We start from the raw sequence: 26,201 nt of genomic DNA on the forward strand, positions 1-26,201 counted from the left end.
AAGATCGATCGAAGTCACTATGCCCCGATCGAAGGGTGGCGGCGCATTCAGAACGGGGATAGAAGGTCTTTATGCCCGAGCTGGAGCTACGCCACCTCCGCGCGGTTCGAACGATCGCCGAGGAAGGCAGCGTCACCAGGGCCGCGACGCGGCTCGGACTCACCCAACCCGCCCTGTCGGCCCAGCTGCGCACGGTGGAGAGACTGGTCGGCGGCCAGCTGTTCGACCGGACGCGCAACGGTTGCGTCCCAACGGACCTGGGCCGCCGCGTGCTGGGGACCGCACGTCTCGTGCTGGACGAGATGGCGCAGCTGATGAGCACGACGCCGGCCGCGGACCGGCGCGGGCCGCTCATCTTCGGGTGCATCCCGATCCTGTACTTCGCGCGGCTCGTGGAGGGGCTGCGCGGGCTCAACGCCGACGTGCGGGCGGAGGTCCGGCCGTCGTCCGCCGAGATCGTGGACATGCTGGAGGGCGGGCAGGTCCACGTGGCGTTGTTCGAGTTCTTCGACGGCATGCACGCGCGGGACCTGGCCGGCATCGAGCTGCGCAAGCTCGTGACCGAACCGGCCTTCGTGGCGTTGTCGGAGACGGACCCGCTGGCCGGGCTCGAGGAGGTCGACCTGGCCCAGTTGGCCGACCGGGACTGGGTCACGCCGCCCAAGCAGCACATCGGGAGCCGGACGCAGATGTTCCAGGTGTGCGCGGACGCCGGGTTCGTGCCGCGGCTCACGCACCACACCGGGGAGGCGAGCATGGCTCGCGGGCTGGTGGCGGGCGGGTGCGTCTCGTTCGCCGCCGCGCCGTCGCGGACCGGCGAGGGGATCGTGATCCGGCGGTTGCGGGGGATGCCGTTGATGACGGACATCTTCGTGGCCACCCGGCGGGATTCGCCGGCGGCCGGGCGGGCGCACGAGGTGTTCGCCTGCGCGGCCGAGGCCTACCGGTCCGTGCTGGACCGCAACCCGGAGTACCGGAAGTGGTGGGATGCGCATCCGGAGGCGCATCCCGAGTTCACCTGAGCCCCGCGCGTCCCCTCAGCCGACCTTGATGGGCGTCGACGGACGGCCGAGCAGCTTCTCGAGGTCCGGGCGGACCTCGGCGAACACGCCCTCGCGGATCGCCTTGAAGAAGTCCACGAAGATCGCCGGGACGCCGGCCGCGACCAGGTCCTCGTCGGAGACGTCCTGGTACCGGTCCCCGGCCAGCTCCGGGAACGACCAGGTGGTCGAGCCGGTGAGTTCGTAGACGGCGTTCTCGTGGCCCGGGGTGGTGAGGGCGACGGCGGCCGCCTGGGCGAAGTCGTCACGGGCGGCGCTCGCGACCCGGCCGTCCTTGGTGGAGATCGCGACGGTGTCGCCGGCGAGCACGCCGAGGTAGTTCTCGTGGTACATGCCGTTGCGCAGGAAGGTGAACGGGATGCCGGTGGCGCGGATGGCCTCCTCGGTGGCCTTGTGCACGACGGCCACGCCGACGGTGGAGGTGTCGGCGTCGGTGATGCTCGTGTAGAAGATGTGGCCCACGCCGTGCTCCACGGCCTTGGCGATGGCGTTCTCGTGCTGCTGGATCCGGGCGGCGGCGTCGGGGGCCTCGGCGGACACGATCAGGAGCTTGTCCGCGCCCTGGAAGTTCAGGGTCCCGGGCTGGTCGAAGTCGCCCTGGCGGACCTCGACGCCCTCGGTGGTGAACTTCTTCGGGTCCCTGACCGACACGACGACCTGTTCGTCCGTGCGGGCGAGGACGTGGCGGACGACTGCGCTGCCGAGCTGGCCGGTGGCACCGGTGATGAGGATCGTCATGCACCCATAGTGGAGAAAGCGCTAACCTTTCGTAAGTACCCACTTGAGAGTGGGGTACTTACGCGGAGGTGAGCATGCAGGTCACGATGTGTCCCGAGCGAGCGATCATGGAGCACGTCACAAGCCGGTGGGGCGTGCTGGTCCTGCAGGCGCTGTCGAACGGGGAGGCGTGGCGGTTCAGCGAGTTGCGGCGCGAGCTGGAGCCGGCCAGCGAGAAGATGCTCACGCAGACGCTGCGGACGCTGGAACGGGACGGGTTCGTGCACCGGGAGGTCTACCCGGTGATCCCGCCGCACGTCGAGTACTGGCTGACGCCCCTCGGAAAGGGGGCGGCCGGGCACCTCGTGGCACTGGCGTCGTGGATCGCGGACAACCAGCCCGAGGTCGCCCAAGCGCAGGCGCGCTATGACTTCTCCTGAGGTCCGCCGGAGCGGAATCGACCAGACATCGGGTCAGTCACCCGATTGCGCAGTGAAGGTGGTCACTCCGACGCCTGTATCTCGGGCTGGAGATCGGATGGGTCACGATTAGGGGGCGCCATTCACAGCCTTGGACTGGCACAATGGACCAATGGCCCAACCGTTCACCGACGAAAGCCATCCGGCGGAGCCCTATCCGGGCACTCGTCCAGACCACTGTTTCGTTCACGTGGACGAAACAGGCTGGCCAGTGCGACCGGACCTCACGATGGAGTCGGGATGGCGTGTTGAGCCGGAGAACATCGATCTAGACCAATGGCTCGCGAACCACGGTGAGCCTCCCCTGGCGGGCCGGATGCCGGTGCTCGGCTACGGCTCCAACGCCAATCCGAGCAAGCTCACCTGGCTCCGCGAGGAGCTCGGTCTCGAAGGCCCCGCTGTCGTGCTCCGCGCACGGTGCGAGGGCCTTTCTGCTGTCTGGGCCGCGGGCCTGCGGATGCGCGACGGGCAGCGGCCGGCGACCCTCGCGGGCGCACCCGGCGTCACCGAGGAGCACTCCATCTGGTTCGCCACGCCCGAGCAGCTCCGCGTGCTGGACCGGTGCGAGGGACGCGGGCTGCGCTATCGGCTCGTACGTGTGCACACGGGCCGTGTGGTGCTCTACAACGGTGGCGTCATCGACAGCGTTCTGGCGTACACGGCGGGGTCCAAGAAGCGGATGCCCGTGCTCTTCAACGGCCGCATGGTCCGGTGCGCGGACGTCTCGCAGCGAGGCGCTCGGGTGCTGGGCGAGAGGCCTGCGATGAGCGATGGACTGGACGTGACCGAGGTCCACGGCGAGCCGTCCGCGGACGACTGGCCCGAGCTGCTGTTCGTCTACGGCACGCTCCAGCCGGGCGCAAGCGCTTGGCACCTGATGGAGCCGCACGTCGTGGAGTCCGAGGAGACCCACCTGCCCGGCACGTTGTTCGACACGGGCCTGGGTTACCCCGCGCTGCGTCCCGGCGCCGGGCTCGGCGTGCCCGGCTTCGTGCTGCGGCTCCGCTCGCCCGAGGACGCCCTGCCGCTGCTCGACGAGTACGAGGGCGGCGACTACCGCCGCGTGCGCGTCGTGCTGCCCGACGGCCGGATCGCCTGGACCTACATCTGGACCGCGGCCCTGGAGGGCATGGCGGAGCTTCCGGACGGATGGGACGTCCACCAGATACGGTGAATTTCCGGCACGGTGCATGAGCGACTCGTCAGTTGGGAACATCCTCGGTGGTAGGAGGTGCACCCATGACTCGACGGTTGATCGCTTGCGGACTGCTGGTGCTCGCTTCCGTTACGGCTTGCGGGACGAGAACACCGGACAACGCGTCGCAAACGCTGCCGACGGCCCCGTCGACGCCCTCGTCGACCGCTTCGTCCAGCTCGTCCGCTCCCGCGACGGACAACCCCGGCGCGGCCGCCGGTGGTGTCGCGCGCTGCGGCCCGGCCACGTTGAAGGGCGAGATCACCCCCACGGACGCCGGCGCGGGCAACAGGTACGGCAAGTTCGTGGTGACGAACACCGGAAGCGCGCCGTGCACGTTGAACGGCTACAGCGGTTTCCAGCTGGAGAACGGCTCCGGCGCGGTGCCGACCAAGCTGGAGCGCAAGGCCGACCCCGGTCCCGCCACCCTGACCCTCGCGCCCGGCGCGAAGGCCTCGGCGAACCTGCACTGGAGCGTCGTGCCCGCGGGCGGTGAGCCGGTGGAGGGCGCCTGCCAGCCGGAGCCGTCGAAGGTGGCGGCGATCCCGCCGAACGAGACGGCGCCGCTCAGCGTGCCGTGGACCCTTGGCCCCGTCTGTTCCGGTGGCCGGATCGAGATCAGCGCCTTCTACGCTTCCTAGATGCACGAACCCGGATGGCTCGCCGTGCTCCCGCACGGCGAGCGCATCGCCTTGTCGCTGCGCGCCGCGGGCGTTCCGGCCGTGCGCGTCGACGACATCGCGGAAGCGGTGGAAGGCGCCGGGGCGCCGGTCGTCCTGATCGGACACTTCACCGGAGCTCCCGCCGCGATTCGTTACGCGCAAACGCATTCGGGGCTCGCCGCCCTCGTCCTCGTCTCACCGGTGCTCGGCATGTGGGACGGCGCTTCCGCCGAACTCGCCGACCTGATGGACGAGGTCGCTCTCGGGCCGGCGCTGGGCGACCTGCCGACGTTGTGGCTGCACGGGTCGGACGACGAGATAGTGCCGATCGCGGCCACGCGGGCGGGCACGGACCGGATCCGCGGGCTCAGGTTCGAGGAGCACGTCGTGCCGGGCCTGCTGACTGACGGAGAGGTTGTCACCCAGGTGCTGGAGTTCGCGCGCCGGGTCGTCTGACACCATCTCTGCTGCCATGGAACAAGACGACCTCGTGCTGCTGATCACCGTGGTGGTCGAGGCGGCGAACGAGCCCCAGGCGCGTGCCGCGTGCGACGCGCTCCTGCAGCGTGCCGACGCCCAGATCGTGGACGCCCGTGACTGCTCCGACGAGGAGCCCGGCTGCTGGGCCGTCGTCATCACGCGGCCGAGCACGGAGAAGGCCACCCACAACGTCTCGGCGGCGCTGGCGCGGGCCGTTCGCACCTTCGTGCGCGGACTGGGTGACGGCTTCCCGACGCCGCGGGTGGCGTGCGAGCCGCCGACGGCGTGGACCGTCCTGGACGAACCCGAGTTGATCAGCGGCCTCGTGCCGGGGGCCGAACGGGTACTGGTCGAGGCGTGGGCAGGAGATGACCCTTTCAGGGCAGGCACTCCGCGTGACAACTCGCCCAGCAGACCGTCTTGATTCACCCGGCCGGTAGGCATGAATCCACGACAGGCTGTAGGCGTCGGTGTGAGAGTTGCTACACCCGTGGACGAGGGGCCAGCCGCGCGCTCAACTGATCATTAAATCAAGGCCCGTTCGAGCGAATTCAGGCATCCACCCGGTTAGCCGATCTTCGCTCTCAACTGTGAAAATCTGGGCACAATCTCTACCAAGGGTGGTCGTCAGACCATCTTGTGTTCCGGAGGGTTCGGGAGCCGACATGGCCAGCATCGAAGAGGTCCGTGCCGCAATTGCCCAGGCGATCGACAAGGCTGCGCAAAGCCAGTCGGCCCTCCAGCAGGCGGCTGAGCTCGCCGAGGACGCGCAGCAGCTGCTGACATCGGTCACGCAGGGCTCCGTGCAGGCGGACGTCGAGACGACGAACGCGCAGTTCGCCCAGGTCGTGTCCGGCGTGAGCGAGCTGCAGAACTACCTCGGCGCCGGCATCTCCGGGGCCGAGGGCATCAACAGCAGGCTTTGATGGCGTCCATCGGCGAGGTTCGTGCCGCGCTCGAGCAGGCGAGCGAGATCCTGCGTGAGTCGTACCGCAACGTGCGATCAGCGCAGGAGGGCCTCGACGAGGCGGTCGCCATCCTCGCCGAGTCGAGCGAGAACCACCACGAGTCGCTGCTTCCACCGGAGTTCGTGCGCGCGAAGGAAAGATTCCCCGATCAGCTGGAGCTGATGGTGGGAACCCTGGAGCGCATACAACAACTCACCGTGGAGCTGTGATGAGCAGGCGCGACGACCGGCGGGCGAGGATCGAGAACGCCTTCTTGGAGTTCCAGCGCGCCGTTTCGGCCGCGCTGGGCTCCGTGGCGCGCGAGCACCGGGCGCTCGCCACCGAGCACGCCAAGGACATGTTCGAGTTCACCGTGCGCGGCATGGGCGTCGACAAGGCGTTGCAGGACCCCGCGCTGAGGGACGTGACGGCGTTCCTCACGGTCGACGAGAAGCGCACGAAGAACCCGCGCCAGGCACCGCTCTCGATGGCCCAGTTCAGGGAGCGGCTCGACCAGATCGAGTACGACTGGCGGCAGTCGTTCCACGAGTGGACCTCCTCCGGCCCCGACCAGATCACCGAACTGGTGAACTCCGTCGCCGCCGGGCCGGCCTCGTGGCCGCACGAGTCGTGGCTGGGTGACCCCGGCACGCACGACGGCAGCGAGGGCGTGCCGGAGCTGTGGCGGATCGGCACCGGCGTGGTGACGTCGGCGCCGGAAGCCGCCCCGTTCCCCGTCGCGGTGCCGCTGCTGGACCAGGCGCACCTGCACATCTCGTCCACTTCGGACACCCGCCAGCTCGCGGACTCTCTGGTGGAGACGCTGTTGCTGCGGGTGCTGTCGCACTTCCAGCCGGGGCTCGTGCACGTGCACGTGTGGGACGTCGGCCAGCTCACCGGGTCGTTGCCCGGCCTGTACCCGCTGACGCGGGCGAACCTGCTGACGGTGCACGACCCGGCGCGGTTGCACGAGCTGCTCGACGAGCTGTCCGAGCACATCCGCCAGGTGCACACCAAGGTCCTGGTCGACGGCCACCTGACGGTGCGGTCGGTCAGCGGTGAGGGCCGGCGCACCGAGCCGTGGCGGATCGCCGTGCTGTTCGGCAACCGCAAGGCGTTGAAGGAAGAACACCAGCAGCAGCTGCAACGCGTGGCGCGCAACGGTTTGGCGTGCGGCGTGCAGCTGTTCATCGTGGACATCCCGATCACGATCAACTCGCCGGTCGAGACGGTGTCGTTGCGCAGCGGTGGTTCCGCGACCTGCACGATGACCGGCAAGGACGTGACGGTCACGCTGGACCCCGCCCTGCCGCGCACCCTGGTGCCGCGCGCCTGCGCCGCCATCGCGGAGAAGCGCGAGGAACGGCGGTCGCGCATGGGCACGTTCGGCGACCTGCTGCCGGACCGGCCGTGGACGGAGAACTCGTCCGCCGGGGTCATCGCGCCCGTGGGGTTCGACGACGGTGAACAGGTCTGCGTGCAGCTCGGCGACACCTCGCCGCACGCGTTGATCGGTGGTCCCTCGGGTTCGGGCAAGACGAACTTCCTCTACGCGATGCTCGGTTCGTTGTGCGCGCGGTACTCGCCGGACGAGCTGGAGCTCTACCTGCTGGACTTCAAGGAAGGCGTGTCGTTCGCGCAGTTCGCGCCGGGCCGCAAGGACCCGTCGTGGCTGCCGCACGCGCGCCTGGTCGGCGTGAACGTCAACACCGACCGCGAGTTCGGCGTGGCGCTGCTGCGGTACCTGTCCGACGAGATGCGCCGGCGTGCGGACGCGGCCAAGCAGCACGAGGTCACCAAGCTGCAGGACCTGCGCGCCGAGGACCCGTCCGGCCGCTGGCCGCGGATCGTCGCGGTGATCGACGAGTTCCAGTACCTCTTCGGCGAACGCGACCAGGTCACCGCCGCCGCCACGCAACTGCTGGAGGACGTGGCGCGCCGCGGCCGTTCGCAGGGCATCCACCTCGTGCTGTCGTCGCAGGACGTCTCGGGCATCGAGGGTTTCTGGGGCAAGTCGGCGATCTTCGAGCAGTTCACCGTCCGCATCGCGCTGCCCAAGGCGCGCCGGGTGCTGGCCGAGCCGCAGAACGACGCCGCGGTGGAGCTCCCGCGCTGGCACGCGGTGATCAACCACGAGTCGGGTGTGAAGCCCGGCAACGAGATCTGCCGCATCCCGGACTCGACGTCCAAGGGCACCATGGACTTCCTGCAGACGGAGCTGTGGCGCCGCGAACCCGGACGGGCACCGAGCCTGTTCGACGGCAGCAAGATCCCCCTGATCGACGCCGTCCCGGACTTCTCCGTTCTGCGGCCCGGCGAGGCATCGCCTACCGTGCTTCTCGGGCAGGTGATCGACGTCGCGGGCAGCGCGGCACGGGTGCGGTTCGCCCGCACGCCGGGCCGCAACATCGCGGTGATCGGTTCCGTGGTCCAGGACGCGGCCGCCGTGCTCGGCGGAGCGGCCGCGTCTCTGGGCAGGCAGCACCACCCGCACGAGGCGGTGTTCACGCTGGCCTGCCTGGTGGAAGAGGCGATGCCCTCGGCGCTGCACCTGATGAAGCGCCTGAACTCCGACGGGCACGACGCCTCGGTGATCGGCATGAACGAGATCAAGGACGTGCTGGCCAGGACCGCCGCCGAGCTGCAGGCGATCAACACGGGCCAGGCCGACGCGCCGCTGAAGCCGCACTACCTGGTGCTGTACGGCGTCGACGCCGCGCAGACGTTGCTGGAGCAGAAGGATCCGGTGACGCGGACGTCCGGGGTGGACAGTCTGCGGACGGTGCTGAAGCACGGCCCGGAGAACCGCACGCACGTGCTGGGCTGGTGGCGCGGCGTGACGAGGCTCAAGGCGAGCCTGCCGCCCGGCGTCTACGACGACATCGGCGCCTGGGTGGCGTTCGACGTCCAGGGCAAGGAACTGCTGTCGCTCGGGCCGGAGCAGGTGATGGCGTGGTCGCCGCGACCACGGCGAGGCCTGTTCTTCGACCGGTTCGAGCACTCGCGACCGCAAGTGATCATCCCGTTCGACACAGGAGAAGCGTGATGAACCCGATGATGACCACGATGTTCGACCCGGTCCCGTCACAGCGTCAGAGCGGGGAGGTGATCGAGGTGCCGGCGATCTCCGCGGTCGAGCGCTACAAGGAGATCATCGCCATCGCCGCGGACGCGGCTGCTCGCCAGCGCAAGCTGGACGAGGTGCGGTGCGCCGAACTCGCACAGCGGATCGCGGCGACCCAGCACGAGATCGCCGAGGTGCGCGATCGCGAGCGGGTCGTGCGGATGGGCGCCGCGCTGCACTGGGAGGCCGCGGTCGAGCAGCTCTGGAACGAGCGCTGGCTGCAGATGACCACACCGCCGCGCCCCGACGAGTCCGTCCCGCCGCGTCCCCAGGGCGAGTACAACCGGGCGATGGACCTCGCGTACCAGGGCCTGGAAGACGCGCTGGCGAAGCGGACCCTGTTGCGCCGCAAGCAGAAGGACTGAGTGCGCCGCTTACGCACCACCGCCGACGTCCAGGACGCCAGTGACGACCCGTTGGTCCGCTGGGCTGCCCAGGCGTTGTCGTCGGGCGGTGCCGCCTGGGAGCACAACGGCGCCGTGGCCGTGCACGCCCCCGTGCTGACGCGACGCCGCCGGCTGGTCCTCTCCGGCCCGGCGGAGGGTGTCGCGTCCCTCCTCGCCGCCCACGGTCGCGGTGTGGAGCTGCGGCCGTTGCTGGAACGCCCGCTGGCGCTGGACGTCATGTCCGTCATGCCGACCCCGTGGGTCGAGGACAAGCCCTTCGGCTGGATGGACCGCTCGGGCACGCTGGACCTGCCCGCCGAGGCCTGCTGGCTGGGGGCACCGGACGGCGTGGAGGCGTTGCTGCACGAGGCCAACCCGGACTCCTGGGCGTGGCCGGGCGAGAAGGGCGTCTGCCGCTGGGCGGGCGTGCACGTGGGCGGGGAGCTGGTGGCCACCGCGGCCGAGGCCTGGTCGTCCGCCGACGTCGGTTTCATGATGGGCGTGGCCGTCCACCCGTCCCACACCGGCCAGGGCCTGGGTCAGCGCGTGTGCCAGTTCGTCACGTCCTCGCTGCTGACGCTGTACGGCACGTGCGCGCTCTTCGTGGAGAACTACAACGCTCCGGCCATCGCCCTGTACCGCAAGCTCGGTTTCGCGTACCGCGACGTCACCACACTTCTTCCTGCGGCTTAGGTCACAGTGCGGAACAGTCGTCAACGACAGGCGGTTGAAACGGATAAGTGATCCGCAAAATATCCGGAACCCAGACGAATGGAGATGGTCCGACCATGACCAGCACCGCACTCGAAGTCAGGCTCGCGTCCCGTCCGAAGGGCTGGCCGACCGACGAGAACTTCGAGATCGCCGAGGTGGAGGTCCCCACCCCCGGCGAAGGCCAGATCCTGGTGCGCAACGTGGTCATGAGCGTCGACCCGTACATGCGCGGCCGCATGAACGACGTGAAGTCGTACGTGCCGCCGTTCCAGGTGGGCGCCCCGCTCGAGGGCGGCGCGGTCGGTGAGGTCGTGGCCTCGAACGCCGAGGGCTTCGCCGTGGGCGACCACGTCCTGCACGGCCTGGGCTGGCGCGAGTACGCCGTCGTCGACGGCAAGCGCGCCGCGAAGGTCGACGGCGACGTCGCCCCGCTCACCACCTACCTCGGCGTGCTGGGCATGCCCGGCCTGACCGCCTACGCGGGCCTGCTCGTCACGGCGGAGTTCAAGCCCGGCGACGTCGTCTTCGTCTCCGGCGCCGCGGGTGCCGTGGGCCAGATCGTGGGTCAGATCGCCCGTCTCAAGGGCGCCTCGCGGGTCATCGGCTCCGCCGGTTCCGCCGAGAAGGTCAAGTACCTGACCGAGGAACTGGGCTTCGACGCCGCCTTCAACTACAAGGACGGCCCGGTCGCCGAGCAGCTCGCCGCGGCGGCACCCGACGGCATCGACGTCTACTTCGACAACGTGGGCGGCGAGCACCTCGAGGCCGCCATCGAGTCCCTGAACCTCAACGGCCGCGTCACGATCTGCGGCGCGATCTCGCAGTACAACGCCGACAAGCCCCCGACGGGCCCGCGCAACATCATCCAGGTGCTCTCGAAGCGCCTGACGCTGCGCGGCATGCTGGTGGGCGACCACCAGGCGCTCCAGCCGCAGTTCGTCGCGGAGGTCGCGGCGTGGATCAAGTCGGGTGAGCTGAAGTACTCGGAGACCGTGGTCGAGGGCGGGGTCCGGCAGGCGCCGGCCGCGTTCCTGGGGCTGCTGCGGGGCGAGAACACCGGGAAGATGCTCGTCAAGTTCTGAGGCACGGGTGCGCGGCGGCGGGTTCTTCCCGCCGCCGCGAGTCCCCTCAGATCAGCTTGCCGGGGTTCAGGATCCCGGTCGGGTCCAGCCGGTCCTTCACCGCGCGCAGCACGTCCACCCCGACCGCCCCGATCTCCCTCTCCAGCCACGGCAGGTGGTCCCGCCCGACGGCGTGGTGGTGGGTGATCGTGCCGAGCCGCGAGATCGCCTCCGAGGCGGCGACCTTCGCCTTCGCCCACTGCCCCACCGGGTCGTCGAGGTCCCGCGGCACCAGCACGGTGAAGTACAGCGACGCCCCGGTCTCGTAGGCGTGCGAGACGTGGCACATCACCACGGGGTTCCCGAGCTCGGCGACCAGCGCGTCCCGCACGGCGTCACGCAGTTCGGAGACCCGCGACCAGTGGGTGGCGGTCTCCAGCGTCTCGACGCAGACGCCCGCGTCCAGCAACGCGTCCCGTTGCCGCGGCCCGTTGAACCGCCCGTGCAGCCACGAGGCGCCCATGGCCCGGCCGAGCCGCACGACCTTGTGCCCGCTCAACGCGCTCATGGTCGCGGAGCGGGAGCGGCACTCCCAGCCGAGGATGACCAGGCCGGGTTGCTTGACCCCGCGCAGCTTCAGGTACTTCTTCACGACGTCGGCCTTGGACCCGGCCAGCGCAAGGGCCACCTCGGTCTCGTCCACATCGGACAGCCGGGTGATGTCGGCGAGCGCTCCGGCCTGGGCCAGCGACCGCACGAGCGACACGCCCGCATCCCACCCGTCGACCACGAAACCCTCGTACCGCGGCCCGTACGGCTTGGGGCGCACGCGCACCGAGACCTCGGTGATGACACCGAAAAGTCCCTCGCTGCCCAGCACCAGCTGCTTCAGGTCGGGTCCGGCGGCCGACGCGGGCGCGGCACCGGCCACCCACTCCCCCACGGGTGTGGCGACGCGGACCGACTCGACCACGTCCTCGAACCGCCCGTACCCGGAGGACGCCTGACCGGCGGAGCGGGTGGCGGCGAAACCGCCGATCGTCGCCCGTTCGAACGACTGCGGCACGTGCCCGAGCGTGAAACCGTGCTCTCCCAGCAACCTCTCGGCCTCCGGCCCGGTCAGGCCGGCCTGCAGCACGGCGACCCGCGACACGGGGTCGACGGAGACGAGCGCCCCGAGCCCGGCCAGGTCCAACGCCACGACCGCGGACTTGGACCCGCGCAGGGCGTCGACCCCGCCGACCACGGAGGTGCCGCCGCCGAACGGGACGACGGCCACGTCGTGCTCGACGCAGACCTGGAGCACCTCGGCGACCTCCTCGGGCGAGGCGGGCCGCACGACGGCGTCCGGCACCGCGAGTTCCCCGTGCCCGCGGTGGCGCAGGAGGTCGAGGTAGGACAGGCCACCCGCGCGGCCGAGCCGGTCCTCCGGCTCCAGCGAGATGGCGCTGACCGCCTCCAACGCCGTGAAGGCGTCGGTGGACAGCGCGGACGGCGGCGCCTGCACCGGCACCTCGGCGAACGGCTCGCCCAGCCCGACGCGCTGGCTGAGCCACGCCAGCGCATGCGGCGGCAACGGCACGGTTTCGGTGGTCCATCGAGCCCTGGTCACTGCTACAGTGTTACACATGACGTCTCAACGTCACACCCACGACGCTCTGCTCGACGCCACCCGTGAGTGTGTTCTGGAGGTCGGAGTCCGCCGGACGACCCTCACCGACGTGGCGAAACGGGGCGGCGTGAGCCGCATGACGCTGTACCGCCGCTACCCGGACGTCGACCACCTGGTCCGGGCCCTGATGACCCGTGAGTTCGCCGCGATCCTCGAAGCGGTGGAACGGGCCGGCGGCCACGGGAACGCCCGTCAGCAGCTCGTTCAGCGGGCCGTGGACGCCATCCGGCTGCTCGACGCCAACCCCCTGATGCAACGGGTGCTGCAGCTCGACGCGGACCTGATGCTGCCGTACCTCACGGACCGGCTCGGCAGCACGCAGCGGCTGGTCGAGCAGTTCCTCGTCGCCCAGGTCGAGGCGGGTCACCTCGACGGGTCGATCCGGTTCGGCGACGCCAAGACGCAGGCGCGCGTCGTGCTGCTGAGCACGCAGTCGATGGTGCTGAGCACGAGGCCCGCCACGTCCGGCCTCGACTTCACCGCGTTGCTCGACGAGCTCGCCAAACAGCTGGACGGAGCCCTGAAGCCGTGAACACGTCCCTGAACGCCGCCCGGCGCGAGCACGACCTCGAAGCAGCACAACGGGAAGTGGCCGACGTCCTCGTGATCGGCGGCGGCGTCACGGGTGCCGGTGTCGCGCTCGACGCGGCGTCGAGGGGCCTGAAGACCGTGCTGCTGGAGGCGCACGACCTGGCGTTCGGGACGTCCCGCTGGTCCAGCAAGCTCGTCCACGGCGGTCTGCGCTACCTCGCGAAGGGCGACGTGCGGCTCGCCCACGAGAGCGCCGTCGAGCGCGGCATCCTGATGACCAGGACGGCACCGCACCTCACCCGCACGCTGCCGATGCTCTTCCCGTTGCACTCCACGGCGGGCCACGTCGTCATGTCCGGCTTCCGCGCCGGCAACGCGCTGCGCATCGCCGCCCGCACGCCGTCGGACGTGCTGCCGGGTCCCCGCCGGGTGCCGAGGCACGAAGCCCTGGCGCTGGTCCCCGGACTCGACCCGGCCGGGCTCACCGGCGGACTGCTGAGCTACGACGGCCAGCTCGTCGACGACGCCAAGCTCGTCGTGGCACTGGCCCGCACGGCGGCGGGGTACGGCGCGAGGATCATCACCCGTGCGAAAGTCTCGACGCTGCAAGGAGATGGCGCCGAAGCACAGGACACGCTCACCGGCACCACGTTCACCGTCCGCGCCAAAGCCGTGATCAACGCGACCGGCGTGTGGGCGGGCACGCTCGCCCCGGTGCACCTGCGCCCGTCCCGCGGCTCGCACCTGGTGGTCGACGCGCAGTCGGCCGGCCTCACCGGAACGGCGCTGACCATCCCGGTCCCCGGCGAGCGCCACCGCTACGCCTTCCTGCTGCCCCAGGCGAACGGCCGCGCGTACCTCGGTCTCACCGACGAGCCGGTGGACGACGTCCCGGACGTGCCGGCCGTGCCGGAGTCCGATGTGGACTTCCTGCTCACGATCGCTTCCCAGGTGCTGCAACGGGATCTGACCCGGGCCGACGTCATCGGCAGCTACGCGGGTCTGCGCCCGCTGCTCCAGGCCGAGGGCAGCACCGCGGACCTGTCACGTCACCACGCCGTGCTCACGGCACCGAACGGCGTGATCACGGTCGTCGGCGGCAAGCTCACCACCTACCGCAGGATGGCGGCAGACGCCGTGAACGCCACGAACTTGACCCGGATTCCCTGCCGCACCAAGGACATCCGTCTGGTCGACGACAGGCCCGCGCCCACCACCCCGATCGCGCCCGGCGTCACCGAGGCCGACGTCGTCCACGCGATCCGGCACGAGGGCGCGCTGGACGCCGACGACGTGCTCGACCGGCGCACCCGCATCGGACTGGTGCCGCGGGACCGCGCGAAAGCCGCACCCGAGATCGCGGAACTCCTGACCAACGCGTGAAGAAGCGGGGCGCCCCGGAGGACGCCCCGCTTCTCGGCGCAAGGATCTCAGTGCAGGACCGGCGAGGTCACTCGCCGATGACCGGCTTCGCGGCCTTGGGCGGGTCGACCAGCGCCTCGCCCTCGATCCGGACCTTCCGCTTGTGCTCGTTGCTGCCGCCCTGCTGGCCACCGGCACCGGCCATCGGAGCGCCACCCATCATGCCGGCGCCCATGCCCGCGCCGCCCTTGGCGCCGCCACCGGCACCACCGGCGGCCGCGGGAGCGGCGGGACCGGCACCGCTGCCGGACGCCATGACGCCCGCGGCACCACCGAACTGGGTGGCCGCGGTGCCACCGGCGCCACCGCCACCGGCGGGACCACCGCCGAGGCCTGCGGGCATGCCGCCGCCTCCGCCGCCGCCCATGCCCTTGGGCACGCCGCCGCCTCCGCCACCACCGGCGCCTCCGGAGGCGGCCGTCGCGGCGTGGTCGGTGGTCGTCGGGCGGTACCAGTCGGTGTTCGGCGTCGTCGGCAGGCCACCGATCACCGGGGGCTTCGTGCCGGTGTTGCCGCCGGCCGTCGTGGTCGTGTCGGGCTCCCAGTGACCGGGGACCCAGCGACCGGGACCACCGGTGCCGGTGCCGGTGCCGGGACCCGTGCCGGTGCCGGGCGGGACGTAGCCGCCGGAACCGCCACCGGGACCGGGATTGCCGGGAGTGGTGTAGACGGGACCGGTGGGGGTGCCGGGAGGCGTGTAGATGGGACGCACCGGGGTGCCGGCCCCGGCGCCGCCGCCAGGCCCGTTCGGGCTCACGTAGCCGCCCTGGTCGCCGGGGCTCTGCCAGCCGGGCGAGACCTGCGCGCCGCCACCACCGGCGGGCAGCGGGCCGCCGGCGTAACCGCCACCGGCTCCACTGGTGAACGTGCCGCCCGCACCGGACGAGGCGCGGTCCTGGTCACCGCCGCGGATGCCGTCGAAGCCGCCCGCCGTGTTGCGCACGGGTCCGGCGCCGCCACCGGCCTTGCCGCCGTTCGCGAGCGAGGAGATCGCGTCGATGATCGACTCGGCGGCCTTGGCGATCTGCGAGACCGACTGGATCAGCTTCAGCAGCTTCTGCACGGAGCCGACGAGCTTCTGCAGGAAGTCGGCGAGCTTCTTCGCGTAGTTGACCGCGGTCGTGACGATGTCCGCGATCGCGCCCGCGATGGCCGCGCCGAAGGTCAGGAACGAGGCCGCGAGCCACTGGATGATCTTCATGACCATGTCGGACACGGCCTGGCTGATCAGGTCCATGATCATCTTGCGGACGGTGCCGACCAGCTCACCGGCGCCCTTGACCGCGCCCGCGATGCCGTCGACCGACTTCGCGAGGGTCTCGAGGCCGGTCGCGTGCCGCTTGGCGGCGGCGCGGTAGCCGTCGGCCGCCCTGCCCTGCCACTCGCGGGTCTGCGAGACGCAGATCTTCTCGTACTCGGCCGCGATGCCCTTGACCTGCTTGCCCGCGCTCTTGAACGACTCGGACATCCTGGCGATGGACTCGGGGCTGCCGAGCAGGACGTCGAACGGTTCGCGCAGGAAGTCGACGTGCTGGATGGCCCAGCTGAAGCCGGCGGAGAGGAACCCGCTCAGGGGGTTCGCGGACATGCCGACGATGCCCATGGCCGCGTTCGCGATGCCGAGGCCGCCGCTGACCCAGTCGCCGCTCTCGATGGACTTGTAGGCGTTCGAGACGTTGTTGAACAGCTGCGCGGTGTCACCGCTGCTGGACTGCGTCGCGGGGGCGTTCATCCCCGGCCTCCCTTGAAGCCGAACATGTTGTCGAGGTCGACCTGCTCGTACTGCTCGACGGTCTTCTTGAGCCCGTTACCCATGTCCATCAGCGAGTTCGCGGCCTTGCCGAGCATGTCCTGCGACAGGCCGGCCTCCTGGAGGACCTTCGAGGCCAGGAACCCGAGGAAGACGCCGAAGGCTTCGGTCGTGAGGGCCCCCGGGTCGCACGTCTCGGTGGCCTTGCGCATCCGCTCCATGAGCCGGTCCACACTGGCGGCGTGGGTTCTCAGCTCGTCGAGGTCGATGTTGAAGTGCTGTTGCATGCCGTGCCCCCTCCTCCTGCACTCAGGCCATGACGTCGGGCGGGTTCGTGAAGTACTCGTCGTCGGGCCGCGTGTCCTTGCGCTCCAACTCCGACTTCGGTTCTTCCTCGTCGGTTCCGTCGCCCTTGTACCCGTTCGGCATCTGGGCCTTCACGAACTCCAGCGCGGGGCTGTCGCCGACGAAGTCCGTCATGATCTGCACCACCCGCCCGGAGGCGTCCCGCTGGGCCTTTGCCGAGGCAGTGAGCACCGCGGAGGCGATCTCACCGGGGTCCATGCCGCGCGCTTCGGGCTTGATCTGGAGATCGGTGAGCACACCTGTTGCGTTAACTGTCACCGTGATCAGGCCGTCTGGCGAGCTGGCGCTGCCACCCACACCACCGAGCTGGTCGCGGGCCTGTTCGGCGTTCTGCTTGGCCTGCTCGATCTTGGTCCCGTACTGCTTGAGCCACTGATCCGGGTCGATGGGCTGCATGGTCACCCCCGTTGAGTGAATTGGTCGTTCGTTCGATTCGCCGTAGACGCCCGTATCGTTTCACCCGTTCCCTGCTCATCGATACTTTCAGTGCGATTACCGCCATCCGGGCTAACGAAGGGGTTCACCGTGCCTGAGGGAGTGCTGGAGGTCGACCGGATCTCCAAGCGCTACGGGGAGGTCGTCGCCCTGCGGGACATGTCCTTCGACGTGCGCGCCGGCGAGCTCTTCGGATTCGTCGGCAGCAACGGCGCCGGGAAGACCACGGCCATGCGCATCGCGCTGGGCGTGCTCGCGGCCGACTCCGGCGAGGTGCGGTGGAACGGGAGAACCGTCGACCTCGACACGCGGCGCCGCATCGGCTACATGCCGGAGGAGCGCGGCCTGTACCCGCGGATGAAGGTGCTCGACCAGCTGGTCTACCTGGCCGAGCTGCACGGCATGGGCACCAACGAGGCCCACACGAGCGCGGAGAACTGGATCGCGCGCCTGGGCCTGCGCGACCGCCGCGCGGACGAGGTGCAGCGCCTGAGCCTCGGCAACCAGCAGCGCGTGCAGCTGGCCGCCGCGCTGGTGCACGAGCCGGACGTGCTGGTGCTCGACGAGCCGTTCTCCGGCCTCGACCCGGTCGCGGTCGACGTGATGAGCCAGGTGCTGCGCGAGAAGGCCTCCTCGGGGGTGCCCGTGGTGTTCTCGAGCCACCAGCTCGACCTGGTGGAACGGCTGTGCGACCGGGTCGGCATCGTGAGCGCCGGGTCGATGGTCGCGAGCGGAACAGTGGATGAACTCCGGTCGGGCGGCACACCCCGCCTCGTCGTGGAGTCGCCGACGACCGACTGGGCTGCCACGCTGGGTGGCGTGCGGGTGATCGAGAAGAACGGGACGCGCTGCGTGCTCGAGCTCGCCGACGGCGTGGACGACCAGGCGGTGCTGCACGCGGCCCTCGCGGCGGGTCCCGTCCACGAGTTCTCCCGGCAGCGCCCGTCGCTGACCGAGCTGTTCCGCAACGTCGTGACCACCGAGAGCAGGAGCGCATGACGTCGGCACGAGCGGTCTCGCTGGTGGCGAAGCGCGAGTTCGTCGCGAAGGTGCGCACCAGGTCGTTCCTGATCGGCACGGCGGTGATCATCGCCGTGCTCGCCGGGTACGTGGTGCTGCAGTCGGTCCTGTTCGACGACCAGCAGCGCAGCGTCGTCGGGTTGTCCGGCCAGGCCACGCAGCTCGCGGATCCGTTGAAGGAGAAGGCGGGCGCGTTCGGCATCGAGCTGGAGACGCGTGACGTCACGACCGCGGGCGACGCCGAGCAGCAGGTGCGCGACGGCTCGCTGGACGCGCTCGTCACCGGCGCGCCGCCCGCGCTGAAGATGATCGTCAAGGACTCCGGCGACCAGATGCTGACGACGGCGCTGAACGACGTGCTGCGCCAGCAGGTGCTGATCGCGCAGCTCGCCGAGTCGGGCACCACGCCGCAGGAGGTCGCGCAGAGCCTCGCGGGCGTCAGCGTGGACGTCACCGCGCTCGAACCCGTTGACCCGCAACGAGGTCAGCGCCTCGCGATCGGGTTGATCGTGGCCGCGCTGCTGTACTACTCGCTGCTGGTCTACGGCACGATGGTCGCGCAGGGCGTGGTCGAGGAGAAGTCCAGCCGGGTCGTGGAGATCCTGCTCGCGACCCTGCGGCCGTGGCAGCTGTTGCTGGGCAAGGTGATCGGCCTCGGCGCGGTCGGCCTGCTGCAGCTGGTGGCGATCTCCACCGTCGGCCTGGGACTGTCGTCCGCGTTCGACGTCGTCGACGTGAGCACGCTGGGCGGCGCCGCGCTGCTGACCGGTGTCCTGTGGTACCTGCTCGGTTTCTTCCTGTACGCCACCGTGTTCGCGGCCGCCGCTTCACTGGTGTCCCGGCAGGAGGAGCTGCAGTCGGTGCTGACGCCGATCAGCATGACGATCATCGTGGCGTTCGTGGCGGGCATCAACCTGATGATCGGCAGCCCGTCCGGCACGACGGTCACCGTCCTGTCGCTGCTGCCGCCGTTCGCACCGATCCTGATGCCGGGCCGGATGGCGCTGGGCGTCGCACCGGCCTGGCAGGTGCTGCTCGCCGTCGTGCTGGCGCTGCTGGCCATCGCGGCGATCACGTGGCTGGGCGGCAAGGTCTACGCGAACGCCGTGCTCAGGACCGGCGCTCGCGTCAAGCTCCGCGAGGCCCTCAGGCTTTGATCGCCTGGTAGCGGTCGAGCGCCACCTGGCGTTCGACCGCGTGGTCCACGATCGGCGTGATCTCGTGCGAGTCCGGCGCGTACCTCCTGACGTACACGCCGTCCGGGTCGAACTTCTTGGCCTGCGTCAGGGGGTTGAAGACGCGGAAGAACGGCGAGGCGTCCGTGCCGCACCCCGCGACCCACTGCCAGTTGTGCTGGTTCGAGGCGATGTCGCCGTCGATCAGGTGGTTCATGAAGTGCCGCGCTCCCCACCACCACGGCAGGTGCAGGTCCTTGACCAGGAAGCTCGCCACGATCATGCGCACCCGGTTGTGCATGAAGCCTTCCTGGAGCAGCTGCCGCATCCCGGCGTCCACGATGCCGAACCCGGTGCGCCCCTGCTTCCAGGCCTCGAACAGCTCCTTGTCGTCGTCGAGCCGCATGCGGTCGAACTTGCGGTCGAGGTTCTGCCGCGCGGTCTCCGGCTTGTGCCAGAGCACGTCGGCGTAGAACTCGCGCCACGCGAGCTCGCTGCGGAACGTTCCGTCACAGTCCTGGAGCAGCGTGCGGGGGTGCAGCACGCCCCACCGCAGGAACGCCGACAGCCGGCTCGTGGCGTCGAGGTCGGGCCGGTCGCGGGTGTTGTCGTAGTCGTGGAGCCGTTCGTCGCGGAACTCCTCCCAGAGCTGCTGCGCGTCGGGGAGTTTCTCCTGGGCCTCGGGGATTTCCTCGCTGTGCTCCGGCTTGATCCAGTCCAGAGTGGACGCGTCGGTGTCCGCGGGCTTGCGCCAGCCGTGCTCCAGCCAGGCATTGCGGAAGGGCGTGAAGACCTTGAACGGCGTGCCGTCCTGCTTGCGCACCCGGCCCGGCGCCACGGCGTACGGCGAGCCGGAGCGGACGAGCTCGACGTCCCCGAGCGCTTCCTCGACGGCCTCGTCCCTGCGGCGCCCGTACGGCGCGTAGTCCGCGGAGATGTGGACGCTGCCCGCCCCGATTTCCTTCGCGATGCGCGGAACGACCTTCACCGGATCTCCGTGGACCACCATCAGGCGGCCGCCGAGTTCGTCGTTCAGGGCGTGCAAACAGCGGTGCAGGAAATCGATTCGCGGCTGCCCCGACGGTTTCAGCAACCTGTCGTCGAGAACGAACAGCGCGAGTGCGCGGGGTGATCTTTCCGCGGCCGCGAGAATGGCGGGATGATCGGATGTCCGCAGATCGCGGCGAAACCAGACGATCGAGGGTTCGGAACTCACGGATCGACGCTAAAACGGGCCGGACGGGTCTGCATGACAGGCGGCCTCGGCCGGGTGACGGGCTGTGGGCGGCGCGCTGCCGCGGCGTTGGCGCACTCCGAGCTCGGGCAGCTCTCCGCCCCCTCCATCCCACCCTCCCGCCTGGTCCTCTCCCCACCCCCGGCAACGCGAAGGGCGCGCCACCCTCGGGTGACGCGCCCTTCAACCAGCCGGAGCTAGCCCGTGATCAGCGGTTCTCCATCGCGATGAAGTCGCGCTCGGTCGGGCCGGTGTAGATCTGCCGCGGGCGGCCGATCTTGGTGGCCGGGTCGTTGATCATCTCGCGCCAGTGCGCGATCCAGCCGGGGAGCCGGCCGAGCGCGAACAGCACGGTGAAGAACTTGGTCGGGAAGCCCATCGCCCGGTAGATCAGACCCGTGTAGAAGTCCACGTTCGGGTAGAGCTTGCGGGAGATGAAGTACTCGTCGCTCAGGGCGGCCTCTTCCAGCTGCTTCGCGATGTCGAGCAGCTGGTCGTCGGCGCCGAGCTTGCCGAGGATCTCGTCGGCCGTCTTCTTGATGATCGCGGCACGCGGGTCGTAGTTCTTGTAGACCCGGTGGCCGAAGCCCATCAGGCGGACGCCGTCCTCCTTGTTCTTCACCTTGTTGACGAACGACTTCACGTCGCCGCCGTCGTTCTTGATCTTCTCCAGCATCTCCAGCACCGCGCTGTTCGCGCCGCCGTGCAGCGGGCCGAACAGGGCGTTGATGCCCGCGGAGATGGACGCGAAGAGGTTCGCCTCGGAGGAGCCGACCAGGCGCACGGTCGACGTGGAGCAGTTCTGCTCGTGGTCGGCGTGCAGGATGAAGAGCAGGTCGAGCGCGCGGACCAGGTCCGGGTCGAGGTCGTAGGCCTCGGCCGGGAACCCGAAGGTCATCCGCAGGAAGTTCTCCACCAGGCCAAGCGAGTTGTCCGGGTAGAGGAACGGCTGGCCGACCGACTTCTTGTACGCGTAGGCCGCGATGGTCGGCAGCTTGGCGAGGAGGCGGATCGTGGAGATCTCCACCTGGTTCGCGTCGAACGGCGACAGCGAGTCCTGGTAGAAGGTCGACAGCGCGGAGACCGCGGACGACAGCACCGGCATCGGGTGCGCGTCGCGCGGGAAGCCGTCGAAGAAGCGCTTGAGGTCCTCGTGCAGCAGGGTGTGCCTGCTGATCTTGGAGGTGAAGTCCTCGAGCTGAGCGGCGGTCGGAAGCTCGCCGTAGATCAGGAGGTACGAGACCTCCGCGAAGTTCGAACGCGCGGCCAACTGCTCGATCGGGTACCCGCGGTAACGCAGAATGCCTGCGTCACCGTCGATGTAGGTGATCTCGGAGGAGCAGGAGGCCGTGTTGACGAAGCCGGTGTCCAGGGTTACCAGACCGGTCGTCGACAGCAGCTTGCCGAGATCGATGCCGGACGCGCCTTCGGACGCCCGCACCACCTTCATCTCGAGCTCTGCGTCCCCGTGGCGCAGCGCGACGGTCTGGGGGTCGGTCGGCGCAGTCGTCGCGTCGGGCATTCAAGTCCCTCTCAACGCTCGGACGGGGTGGCGGCAGTCCACGCTGGGCCTGCCGTCGTCTCGGACCACCCCGTTGGGATCTGAGTCTTCAAGTCCACTCACGCTAGTCGGCGGAAGGCCCGCCTCGCAGCAGCGGTGTGAACCGATTCTGTGAGATGGGACCGGCATCACATCCGTAATGCCAGTTTCTAGCGCGGCTACCCCACGGTAGTCCGATCCGTCGTTTTATCCAGCCAACGCGGCGGTGAGTTCGCTCGCAAAGGGCGGTTCGGCACCCGCACGGGAACATGTGATCGCGGCGGCCGCACCCGCATACGTCAATGCGGCGGTCCATTCCTCGGTCGAGAGGCCGCGGATCTTCTCGGCGCCGAGCGCGTCGTGGTCGTGCAGCCACGCGAGCAGGGCGCCTTGCACGGTGTCGCCCGCCCCGATCGTGTCGACCACGTCCACCTTCACGGGTGGCACGTCGACCTGTTCGGTGGCGGTGATCACGGAGAGACCGTCGCCACCTTTCGTCAGGATCACGGCCGCCGGTCCCTGTGAAATCCACGTCCTTGCGATCTCGATCACGTCATCTTCTTCGGCGAGCCACTGCGCGTCCTCGACCGAGAGCTTCAGCAGCCCGACGTCCGGCAGCCACGACCGGAACCGCGCGCGGTAGGCGCCCGGATCGTGGATGAGCCCTGCCCGGATGTTGGGGTCGAGCGCGGTCAACAAGCGCTTGCTCTCCCGCCGCAGCACCGTCTCGTAGACCGAGGCGCCGGGCTCGAGGACGAGCGAGAGCGTGCCGAACGACACGGCCTTCGCGTCCGCGGGCAGCGGGCCGGGGTCCTCGACGAGCCGGTCGGCGGTGCCGTCGACGTAGAACGCGTACCGCGCGCTGCCGTCCTCGGCGAGGCCCACGACGGCGAGCGTGGTGTTCTCCGGTCCACGTTGGACCAGTTCCGTCCCCACGTTCGACGCGTGCAGCCGCTTCACCAGCTGCTCGCCGAAGTGGTCGGTCGAGACCCGCGACAGGAACCCCGTCGCCACGCCCAGCCGGCCGAGCGCGACGGCCACGTTGTACGGCCCGCCACCGAGCTTCGGGGCGAGCGGAGTGAGCTCGTCGTCCCCCACCGGCACCATGTCGACGAGTGCCTCGCCTGCAACCACGATCACGCGTTCTACTCCTTCGGGGAAGCGCCCGTCCTCTGCAGCCCATCCAACAGCAGTTCACCCAGCGCGGTGAACGCCTCGGCGTCCGAAACGCCTGCCCGCTTCGTGAGGACGCCGGTCTGGATGCCCTCGATGAGCAGGCCGGCCATCTCCGCGAACAACGTGGCGTGCACCTCGCGGAACACGTGCCGCTCGACCCCGTCCTGGATGAACGACTTGATGCGATCGGCCGCAGCGCGCGCGTTGCGCTCGTACGTGGCGCGCGTCGGCGGGAAGTCGGACACGTCCGCGATGAACGCCGCCGAGGCCTTGCTCAGCTCCTCCGCGGCGCCCGCGAGGTAGCTGCCGATGCGTTTGCGCACGTCGTTGAGGCCCGCGATGCGCTTCTCGATGCGTTCGGCGGCGCCTTTGAAGTACCGGCCGACGACCCGCACGGCCAGCTGTTCCTTGCTGCCGGCGAGCGCGTACAGCGTGGACTTCGAGCAGTGCAGCCTGCCCGCGATGTCGTCCAGCGTGAAATGCCCGAAGCCCTCGGTGAGGAACAGCGCCTCCAACCGGGTGAGCAGCTCGGCCTGCCGCTGCGTGAGAGCCCGCGTCATGTGACGACCCTGCCACATTCACTGGCTGCTGTACTGCACAGAGCACTAGAGTACTGCTAACAGTACTCAACGGAGGTCGACGATGCCCGCCGAGCGGTTGCTCCCCACGCAAGAGGCCGAGGACCTGATCGCGCTGGTCAAGGAGATCGCGCGGGACGAGCTCAAGCCCCACGCCGCGGACGCGGAGGAGAACGAGAAGTTCCCCCGCGACGCGTTCCGCCTGCTGGGCAGGTCCGGCCTGCTCGGACTGCCGTACTCGGAGGAGTTCGGCGGTGGCGACCAGCCCTACGAGGTGTACCTGCAGGCCCTCGAAGAGGTCGCCTCCGCGTGGATGACGGTCGCCGTCGGCCTCTCCGTGCACGTCATGTCGTGCTACGGCCTCGCCACGTTCGGCACCCGCGAGCAGCAGGACCGCTGGCTGCCGGAGATGCTCGAGGGCGAACTGCTCGGCGGCTACGCCCTCTCCGAGGTCCAGGCGGGCTCCGACCCGGCCGCCATGTCGACCAGGGCCGTCCGCCAGGGCACCGACTACGTCGTGAACGGCACCAAGGCGTGGATCACGCACGCCGGCGCCGCCGACTTCTACACGCTGATGGCCCGCACGTCCCCCGACGCGGGCAGGGGCATCTCCTGCTTCCTCGCACCGGGCGAGGCAGACGGCCTCACGGCGGCCACCCCCGAACGCAAGATGGGCCTCACCGGCTCCATCACCGCGCAGCTGGCGTTCGACGACGTCCGCTTCGGCGCGGACCGCCTGATCGGCAACGAGGGCGACGGCCTCAAGATCGCACTGTCCGCTTTGGACTCGGGCCGCCTCGGCATCGCCGCCTGCGCCGTGGGCCTCGCACAGGCGGCCCTCGACGAGGCCGTGACGTACGCGAAGACCCGCACCCAGTTCGGCCGCCCGATCATCGAGTTCCAGGGCCTCGAGTTCCTGCTGGCCGACATGGCCGCCGCCGTCGAGTCGGCCCGCGCCACGTACATCTCGGCAGCCCGCCGCCGCGACCGCGGCCTGCCGTTCCGCCAGCAGGCGTCGATCGCCAAGCTCGTCGCCACGGACGCGGCGATGAAGGTGACGACCGACGCCGTGCAGGTGCTCGGCGGCGCGGGCTACACCCGCGACTTCCCGGTCGAGCGCTACATGCGCGAGGCCAAGGTCCTGCAGATCTTCGAGGGCACCAACCAGATCCAGCGCCTCGTCATCGGCCGGGGACTCCGCTAGCCCTCCCGGTAGAAGGGGTCGGCCACGACCCCTTCACCCTTCTCCTCGTTCCACGTGTAGACCTCGCGCCCCTGCACGTACACGTGCAGCGCGCGGCTCATCACGTCGAGCGGATCCCCGGACCAGATCACGACGTCACCGTCGAGCCCGGGCTTCAACGACCCGACCCGGTCGTCCAGCCCCATGATCCGAGCAGGGTTCGTGGTGATGGACCTGAGCGCGACGTCGCTGTCCAGCCCCTCCTTCACCGCCAACGTGGCCTGGTGCACCAGGAAGTGGATGGGCACGACGGGGTGGTCGGTCGTGATGGCCAGCTCCACCCCGGCCCGGGCGAGAATCCCGGGATTGCGCAACCCCCGGTTGCGAAGCTCCACTTTGGACCGGCTGGTGAACAGCGGCCCGATGATGACCGGAATCCCCTTGTCCGCGATGACGTCCGCGATCAGATGCCCTTCGGTGCCGTGGTTGAGGATCAACCGGTACCCGAACTCCTCGGACAACCGTATGGCCGTGGCGATGTCGTCGGCCCGGTGCGCGTGCTGGCACCACCCCAGCTCCCCGCTGAGCACCTTGCCGAGGATCTCCATGGTGTTGTCGCGGTCGAACGGCTTCCCGTCCTTCTCCGCCTCGGCCTTCTTGGCCGCGTAGTCCTGCGCCTTGGTCAGCTGGTCGCGAATGACCGCCGCCACCCCCTGCCGCGTGGACGGCAGCTTCCCCTTCTCGCCGTACACCCGCTTCGGGTTCTCCCCGAGCGCGCTCTTCACGCTGACGGGCTCCTTGACGAGCATCTCGTCCACGGTCCGCCCCCAGCACTTGATGGCGACCGTCTGCCCACCGATGGGGTTGCCGGACCCGGGCTTGATCACCGCAGTCGTCACACCACCACTGAGCGCGTCGGCAAAGCCGAGGTCAGCGGGGTTGATGGCGTCGAGCGCCCGCATGCGAGCCCCGACGGGGTCCGTCATCTCGTTGGTGTCCTGCCCGGCCCACCCCTCGGCCTCCTCGTGGACACCGATGTGCCCGTGCGCCTCCACAAATCCGGGCAGCACCCACGCGCCGTCCGCGTCGACGACCTGAACGCCTTCGGGGATGTCGACGTCGGAGCCGACCGCGACGATCTTCCCGTCCTGGATGAGGACAGTGCCGCCTTCGACGGGTTCGCCGTCGACGGGCACGACGTAGCCACCGGTGATCGCGATGTTCATGGTTAGCAACGCTAACGGTTAGGGCGGGAGACGGCCACCCCGAACGGCCGCGAGGCCGGCGTGTGGG

Annotated in this window: 27 protein-coding genes; 17 read left to right on the forward strand and 10 right to left on the reverse strand. The window is 69.7% G+C overall.

All coding sequences use genetic code 11. The features are described 5' to 3' along the window. Positions 1–71: 71 nt before the first annotated feature. Positions 72–1,022, forward strand: a complete 951-nt coding sequence (locus ND450_RS29175; protein WP_089908988.1) for a LysR family transcriptional regulator — start codon at positions 72–74, stop codon at positions 1,020–1,022. 15 nt (positions 1,023–1,037) lie between these two features. Here the strand turns inward: ND450_RS29175 and ND450_RS29180 are convergent, their stop codons facing one another. Beyond that, complete coding sequence (locus tag ND450_RS29180; protein WP_253321717.1) at positions 1,038–1,799, reverse strand: SDR family oxidoreductase; 762 nt, start codon at positions 1,797–1,799, stop codon at positions 1,038–1,040. A 107-nt stretch (positions 1,800–1,906) separates the two neighbouring features. Here ND450_RS29180 and ND450_RS29185 point away from each other — a divergent pair, with 107 nt between their 5' ends. From ND450_RS29185 to ND450_RS29235, 11 genes are all read left to right on the forward strand, one after another. After that, entirely contained in the window at positions 1,907–2,218 is a 312-nt protein-coding gene (locus tag ND450_RS29185; protein WP_371927433.1) for a winged helix-turn-helix transcriptional regulator, read from the forward strand. A gap of 250 nt (positions 2,219–2,468) precedes the next feature. Continuing rightward, on the forward strand, positions 2,469–3,431 hold the full coding sequence (locus ND450_RS29190; protein ID WP_253321719.1) for a gamma-glutamylcyclotransferase: 963 nt from the start codon (positions 2,469–2,471) through the stop codon (positions 3,429–3,431). Between the two features lie 65 nt (positions 3,432–3,496). Continuing rightward, entirely contained in the window at positions 3,497–4,093 is a 597-nt protein-coding gene (locus tag ND450_RS29195; protein ID WP_253321720.1) for a DUF4232 domain-containing protein, read from the forward strand. Continuing rightward, positions 4,094–4,570, forward strand: coding sequence for an alpha/beta hydrolase (locus ND450_RS29200; RefSeq protein WP_253321721.1), 477 nt, complete (start codon positions 4,094–4,096; stop codon positions 4,568–4,570). 16 nt (positions 4,571–4,586) lie between these two features. Further along, positions 4,587–5,018, forward strand: a complete 432-nt coding sequence (locus tag ND450_RS29205) for a hypothetical protein (protein WP_253321722.1) — start codon at positions 4,587–4,589, stop codon at positions 5,016–5,018. A gap of 241 nt (positions 5,019–5,259) precedes the next feature. Beyond that, entirely contained in the window at positions 5,260–5,520 is a 261-nt protein-coding gene (locus tag ND450_RS29210; RefSeq protein WP_030481403.1) for a hypothetical protein, read from the forward strand. Further along, the gene (locus ND450_RS29215; protein WP_089908972.1) at positions 5,520–5,771 is read left to right on the forward strand and encodes a hypothetical protein; all 252 of its coding nucleotides are present in this window, start codon (positions 5,520–5,522) and stop codon (positions 5,769–5,771) included. Before ND450_RS29210 ends, ND450_RS29215 begins: the two co-directional genes overlap by 1 nt. Further along, complete coding sequence (locus ND450_RS29220) at positions 5,771–8,587, forward strand: FtsK/SpoIIIE domain-containing protein (protein WP_253321723.1); 2,817 nt, start codon at positions 5,771–5,773, stop codon at positions 8,585–8,587. The genes ND450_RS29215 and ND450_RS29220 overlap by 1 nt, the downstream gene beginning before the upstream one ends. Further along, positions 8,587–9,030: a hypothetical protein gene (locus ND450_RS29225; RefSeq protein ID WP_089908965.1), complete on the forward strand. Its 444-nt coding sequence runs from the start codon at positions 8,587–8,589 to the stop codon at positions 9,028–9,030. The genes ND450_RS29220 and ND450_RS29225 overlap by 1 nt, the downstream gene beginning before the upstream one ends. Next, positions 9,031–9,744, forward strand: coding sequence for a GNAT family N-acetyltransferase (locus tag ND450_RS29230; protein WP_253321724.1), 714 nt, complete (start codon positions 9,031–9,033; stop codon positions 9,742–9,744). A 95-nt stretch (positions 9,745–9,839) separates the two neighbouring features. After that, on the forward strand, positions 9,840–10,847 hold the full coding sequence (locus ND450_RS29235) for an NADP-dependent oxidoreductase (RefSeq protein WP_253321725.1): 1,008 nt from the start codon (positions 9,840–9,842) through the stop codon (positions 10,845–10,847). Between the two features lie 46 nt (positions 10,848–10,893). On the opposite strand, the gene ND450_RS29240 is transcribed toward ND450_RS29235, so the two are convergent. After that, entirely contained in the window at positions 10,894–12,456 is a 1,563-nt protein-coding gene (locus ND450_RS29240; protein ID WP_253321726.1) for an FAD-binding oxidoreductase, read from the reverse strand. On the opposite strand from ND450_RS29240, the gene ND450_RS29245 reads away from it, so the two are divergent. After that, entirely contained in the window at positions 12,455–13,030 is a 576-nt protein-coding gene (locus tag ND450_RS29245) for a TetR/AcrR family transcriptional regulator (RefSeq protein WP_253321727.1), read from the forward strand. The genes ND450_RS29240 and ND450_RS29245 overlap by 2 nt on opposite strands. Further along, positions 13,027–14,412 (forward strand): glycerol-3-phosphate dehydrogenase/oxidase, encoded by a 1,386-nt coding sequence (locus ND450_RS29250; protein WP_253321728.1) that lies wholly within the window; start codon positions 13,027–13,029, stop codon positions 14,410–14,412. Before ND450_RS29245 ends, ND450_RS29250 begins: the two co-directional genes overlap by 4 nt. A 67-nt stretch (positions 14,413–14,479) precedes the next feature. Here the strand turns inward: ND450_RS29250 and ND450_RS29255 are convergent, their stop codons facing one another. The 3 genes from ND450_RS29255 to ND450_RS29265 are packed head-to-tail and all read right to left on the reverse strand — an operon-like array spanning position 14,480 to position 16,963. After that, complete coding sequence (locus ND450_RS29255; RefSeq protein WP_253328164.1) at positions 14,480–16,183, reverse strand: WXG100 family type VII secretion target; 1,704 nt, start codon at positions 16,181–16,183, stop codon at positions 14,480–14,482. Beyond that, a complete protein-coding gene (locus tag ND450_RS29260) occupies positions 16,180–16,488 on the reverse strand; it encodes a hypothetical protein (RefSeq protein ID WP_191303706.1) in 309 nt (102 codons plus the stop codon). Before ND450_RS29260 ends, ND450_RS29255 begins: the two co-directional genes overlap by 4 nt. A gap of 22 nt (positions 16,489–16,510) precedes the next feature. Continuing rightward, positions 16,511–16,963, reverse strand: a complete 453-nt coding sequence (locus tag ND450_RS29265) for a YbaB/EbfC family nucleoid-associated protein (RefSeq protein ID WP_089910381.1) — start codon at positions 16,961–16,963, stop codon at positions 16,511–16,513. Positions 16,964–17,092: 129 nt separating this feature from the next. On the opposite strand from ND450_RS29265, the gene ND450_RS29270 reads away from it, so the two are divergent. Together ND450_RS29270 and ND450_RS29275 are read left to right on the forward strand one after the other, a co-directional pair. After that, positions 17,093–18,001 carry an ABC transporter ATP-binding protein gene (locus ND450_RS29270; protein WP_253321729.1) on the forward strand — a complete coding sequence of 303 codons (909 nt, stop codon included), beginning with the start codon at positions 17,093–17,095 and terminating at the stop codon, positions 17,999–18,001. After that, positions 17,998–19,179: an ABC transporter permease gene (locus ND450_RS29275; RefSeq protein ID WP_253321730.1), complete on the forward strand. Its 1,182-nt coding sequence runs from the start codon at positions 17,998–18,000 to the stop codon at positions 19,177–19,179. Before ND450_RS29270 ends, ND450_RS29275 begins: the two co-directional genes overlap by 4 nt. On the opposite strand, the gene ND450_RS29280 is transcribed toward ND450_RS29275, so the two are convergent. The 4 genes from ND450_RS29280 to ND450_RS29295 form a co-directional block, all read right to left on the reverse strand. After that, a complete protein-coding gene (locus ND450_RS29280) occupies positions 19,169–20,413 on the reverse strand; it encodes a deoxyribodipyrimidine photo-lyase (RefSeq protein WP_253321731.1) in 1,245 nt (414 codons plus the stop codon). The two genes, ND450_RS29275 and ND450_RS29280, sit on opposite strands and share 11 nt — an antisense overlap. Positions 20,414–20,639: 226 nt before the next feature. Then, positions 20,640–21,953 carry a citrate synthase gene (locus ND450_RS29285; protein ID WP_253321732.1) on the reverse strand — a complete coding sequence of 438 codons (1,314 nt, stop codon included), beginning with the start codon at positions 21,951–21,953 and terminating at the stop codon, positions 20,640–20,642. A gap of 225 nt (positions 21,954–22,178) precedes the next feature. Next, positions 22,179–23,111, reverse strand: coding sequence for a carbohydrate kinase (locus ND450_RS29290; RefSeq protein WP_253321733.1), 933 nt, complete (start codon positions 23,109–23,111; stop codon positions 22,179–22,181). A gap of 5 nt (positions 23,112–23,116) precedes the next feature. Continuing rightward, entirely contained in the window at positions 23,117–23,707 is a 591-nt protein-coding gene (locus tag ND450_RS29295; RefSeq protein ID WP_089908927.1) for a TetR/AcrR family transcriptional regulator, read from the reverse strand. Positions 23,708–23,789: 82 nt separating this feature from the next. On the opposite strand from ND450_RS29295, the gene ND450_RS29300 reads away from it, so the two are divergent. Next, on the forward strand, positions 23,790–24,929 hold the full coding sequence (locus tag ND450_RS29300; protein ID WP_253321734.1) for an acyl-CoA dehydrogenase family protein: 1,140 nt from the start codon (positions 23,790–23,792) through the stop codon (positions 24,927–24,929). On the opposite strand, the gene ND450_RS29305 is transcribed toward ND450_RS29300, so the two are convergent. After that, on the reverse strand, positions 24,926–26,134 hold the full coding sequence (locus ND450_RS29305; RefSeq protein WP_253321735.1) for an amidohydrolase: 1,209 nt from the start codon (positions 26,132–26,134) through the stop codon (positions 24,926–24,928). The two genes, ND450_RS29300 and ND450_RS29305, sit on opposite strands and share 4 nt — an antisense overlap. Between the last annotated feature and the right edge of the window lie 67 nt (positions 26,135–26,201).

This window comes from Lentzea sp. HUAS12 (assembly GCF_024125735.1).
GTDB classification, from domain to species: Bacteria; Actinomycetota; Actinomycetes; order Mycobacteriales; family Pseudonocardiaceae; genus Lentzea; species Lentzea albida.

Coding starts and splice junctions, on each gene's coding strand:
- ND450_RS29175 (WP_089908988.1), top strand. CDS start 72: ATGCCCGAGCTGGAGCTACGCCACCTCCGCGCGGTTCGAACGATCGCC.
- ND450_RS29180 (WP_253321717.1), bottom strand. CDS start 1,799: ATGACGATCCTCATCACCGGTGCCACCGGCCAGCTCGGCAGCGCAGTC.
- ND450_RS29185 (WP_371927433.1), top strand. CDS start 1,907: ATGGAGCACGTCACAAGCCGGTGGGGCGTGCTGGTCCTGCAGGCGCTG.
- ND450_RS29195 (WP_253321720.1), top strand. CDS start 3,497: ATGACTCGACGGTTGATCGCTTGCGGACTGCTGGTGCTCGCTTCCGTT.
- ND450_RS29200 (WP_253321721.1), top strand. CDS start 4,094: ATGCACGAACCCGGATGGCTCGCCGTGCTCCCGCACGGCGAGCGCATC.
- ND450_RS29205 (WP_253321722.1), top strand. CDS start 4,587: ATGGAACAAGACGACCTCGTGCTGCTGATCACCGTGGTGGTCGAGGCG.
- ND450_RS29210 (WP_030481403.1), top strand. CDS start 5,260: ATGGCCAGCATCGAAGAGGTCCGTGCCGCAATTGCCCAGGCGATCGAC.
- ND450_RS29215 (WP_089908972.1), top strand. CDS start 5,520: ATGGCGTCCATCGGCGAGGTTCGTGCCGCGCTCGAGCAGGCGAGCGAG.
- ND450_RS29220 (WP_253321723.1), top strand. CDS start 5,771: ATGAGCAGGCGCGACGACCGGCGGGCGAGGATCGAGAACGCCTTCTTG.
- ND450_RS29225 (WP_089908965.1), top strand. CDS start 8,587: ATGAACCCGATGATGACCACGATGTTCGACCCGGTCCCGTCACAGCGT.
- ND450_RS29235 (WP_253321725.1), top strand. CDS start 9,840: ATGACCAGCACCGCACTCGAAGTCAGGCTCGCGTCCCGTCCGAAGGGC.
- ND450_RS29245 (WP_253321727.1), top strand. CDS start 12,455: ATGACGTCTCAACGTCACACCCACGACGCTCTGCTCGACGCCACCCGT.
- ND450_RS29240 (WP_253321726.1), bottom strand. CDS start 12,456: ATGTGTAACACTGTAGCAGTGACCAGGGCTCGATGGACCACCGAAACC.
- ND450_RS29255 (WP_253328164.1), bottom strand. CDS start 16,183: ATGAACGCCCCCGCGACGCAGTCCAGCAGCGGTGACACCGCGCAGCTG.
- ND450_RS29260 (WP_191303706.1), bottom strand. CDS start 16,488: ATGCAACAGCACTTCAACATCGACCTCGACGAGCTGAGAACCCACGCC.
- ND450_RS29265 (WP_089910381.1), bottom strand. CDS start 16,963: ATGCAGCCCATCGACCCGGATCAGTGGCTCAAGCAGTACGGGACCAAG.
- ND450_RS29275 (WP_253321730.1), top strand. CDS start 17,998: ATGACGTCGGCACGAGCGGTCTCGCTGGTGGCGAAGCGCGAGTTCGTC.
- ND450_RS29285 (WP_253321732.1), bottom strand. CDS start 21,953: ATGCCCGACGCGACGACTGCGCCGACCGACCCCCAGACCGTCGCGCTG.
- ND450_RS29295 (WP_089908927.1), bottom strand. CDS start 23,707: ATGACGCGGGCTCTCACGCAGCGGCAGGCCGAGCTGCTCACCCGGTTG.
- ND450_RS29300 (WP_253321734.1), top strand. CDS start 23,790: ATGCCCGCCGAGCGGTTGCTCCCCACGCAAGAGGCCGAGGACCTGATC.
- ND450_RS29305 (WP_253321735.1), bottom strand. CDS start 26,134: ATGAACATCGCGATCACCGGTGGCTACGTCGTGCCCGTCGACGGCGAA.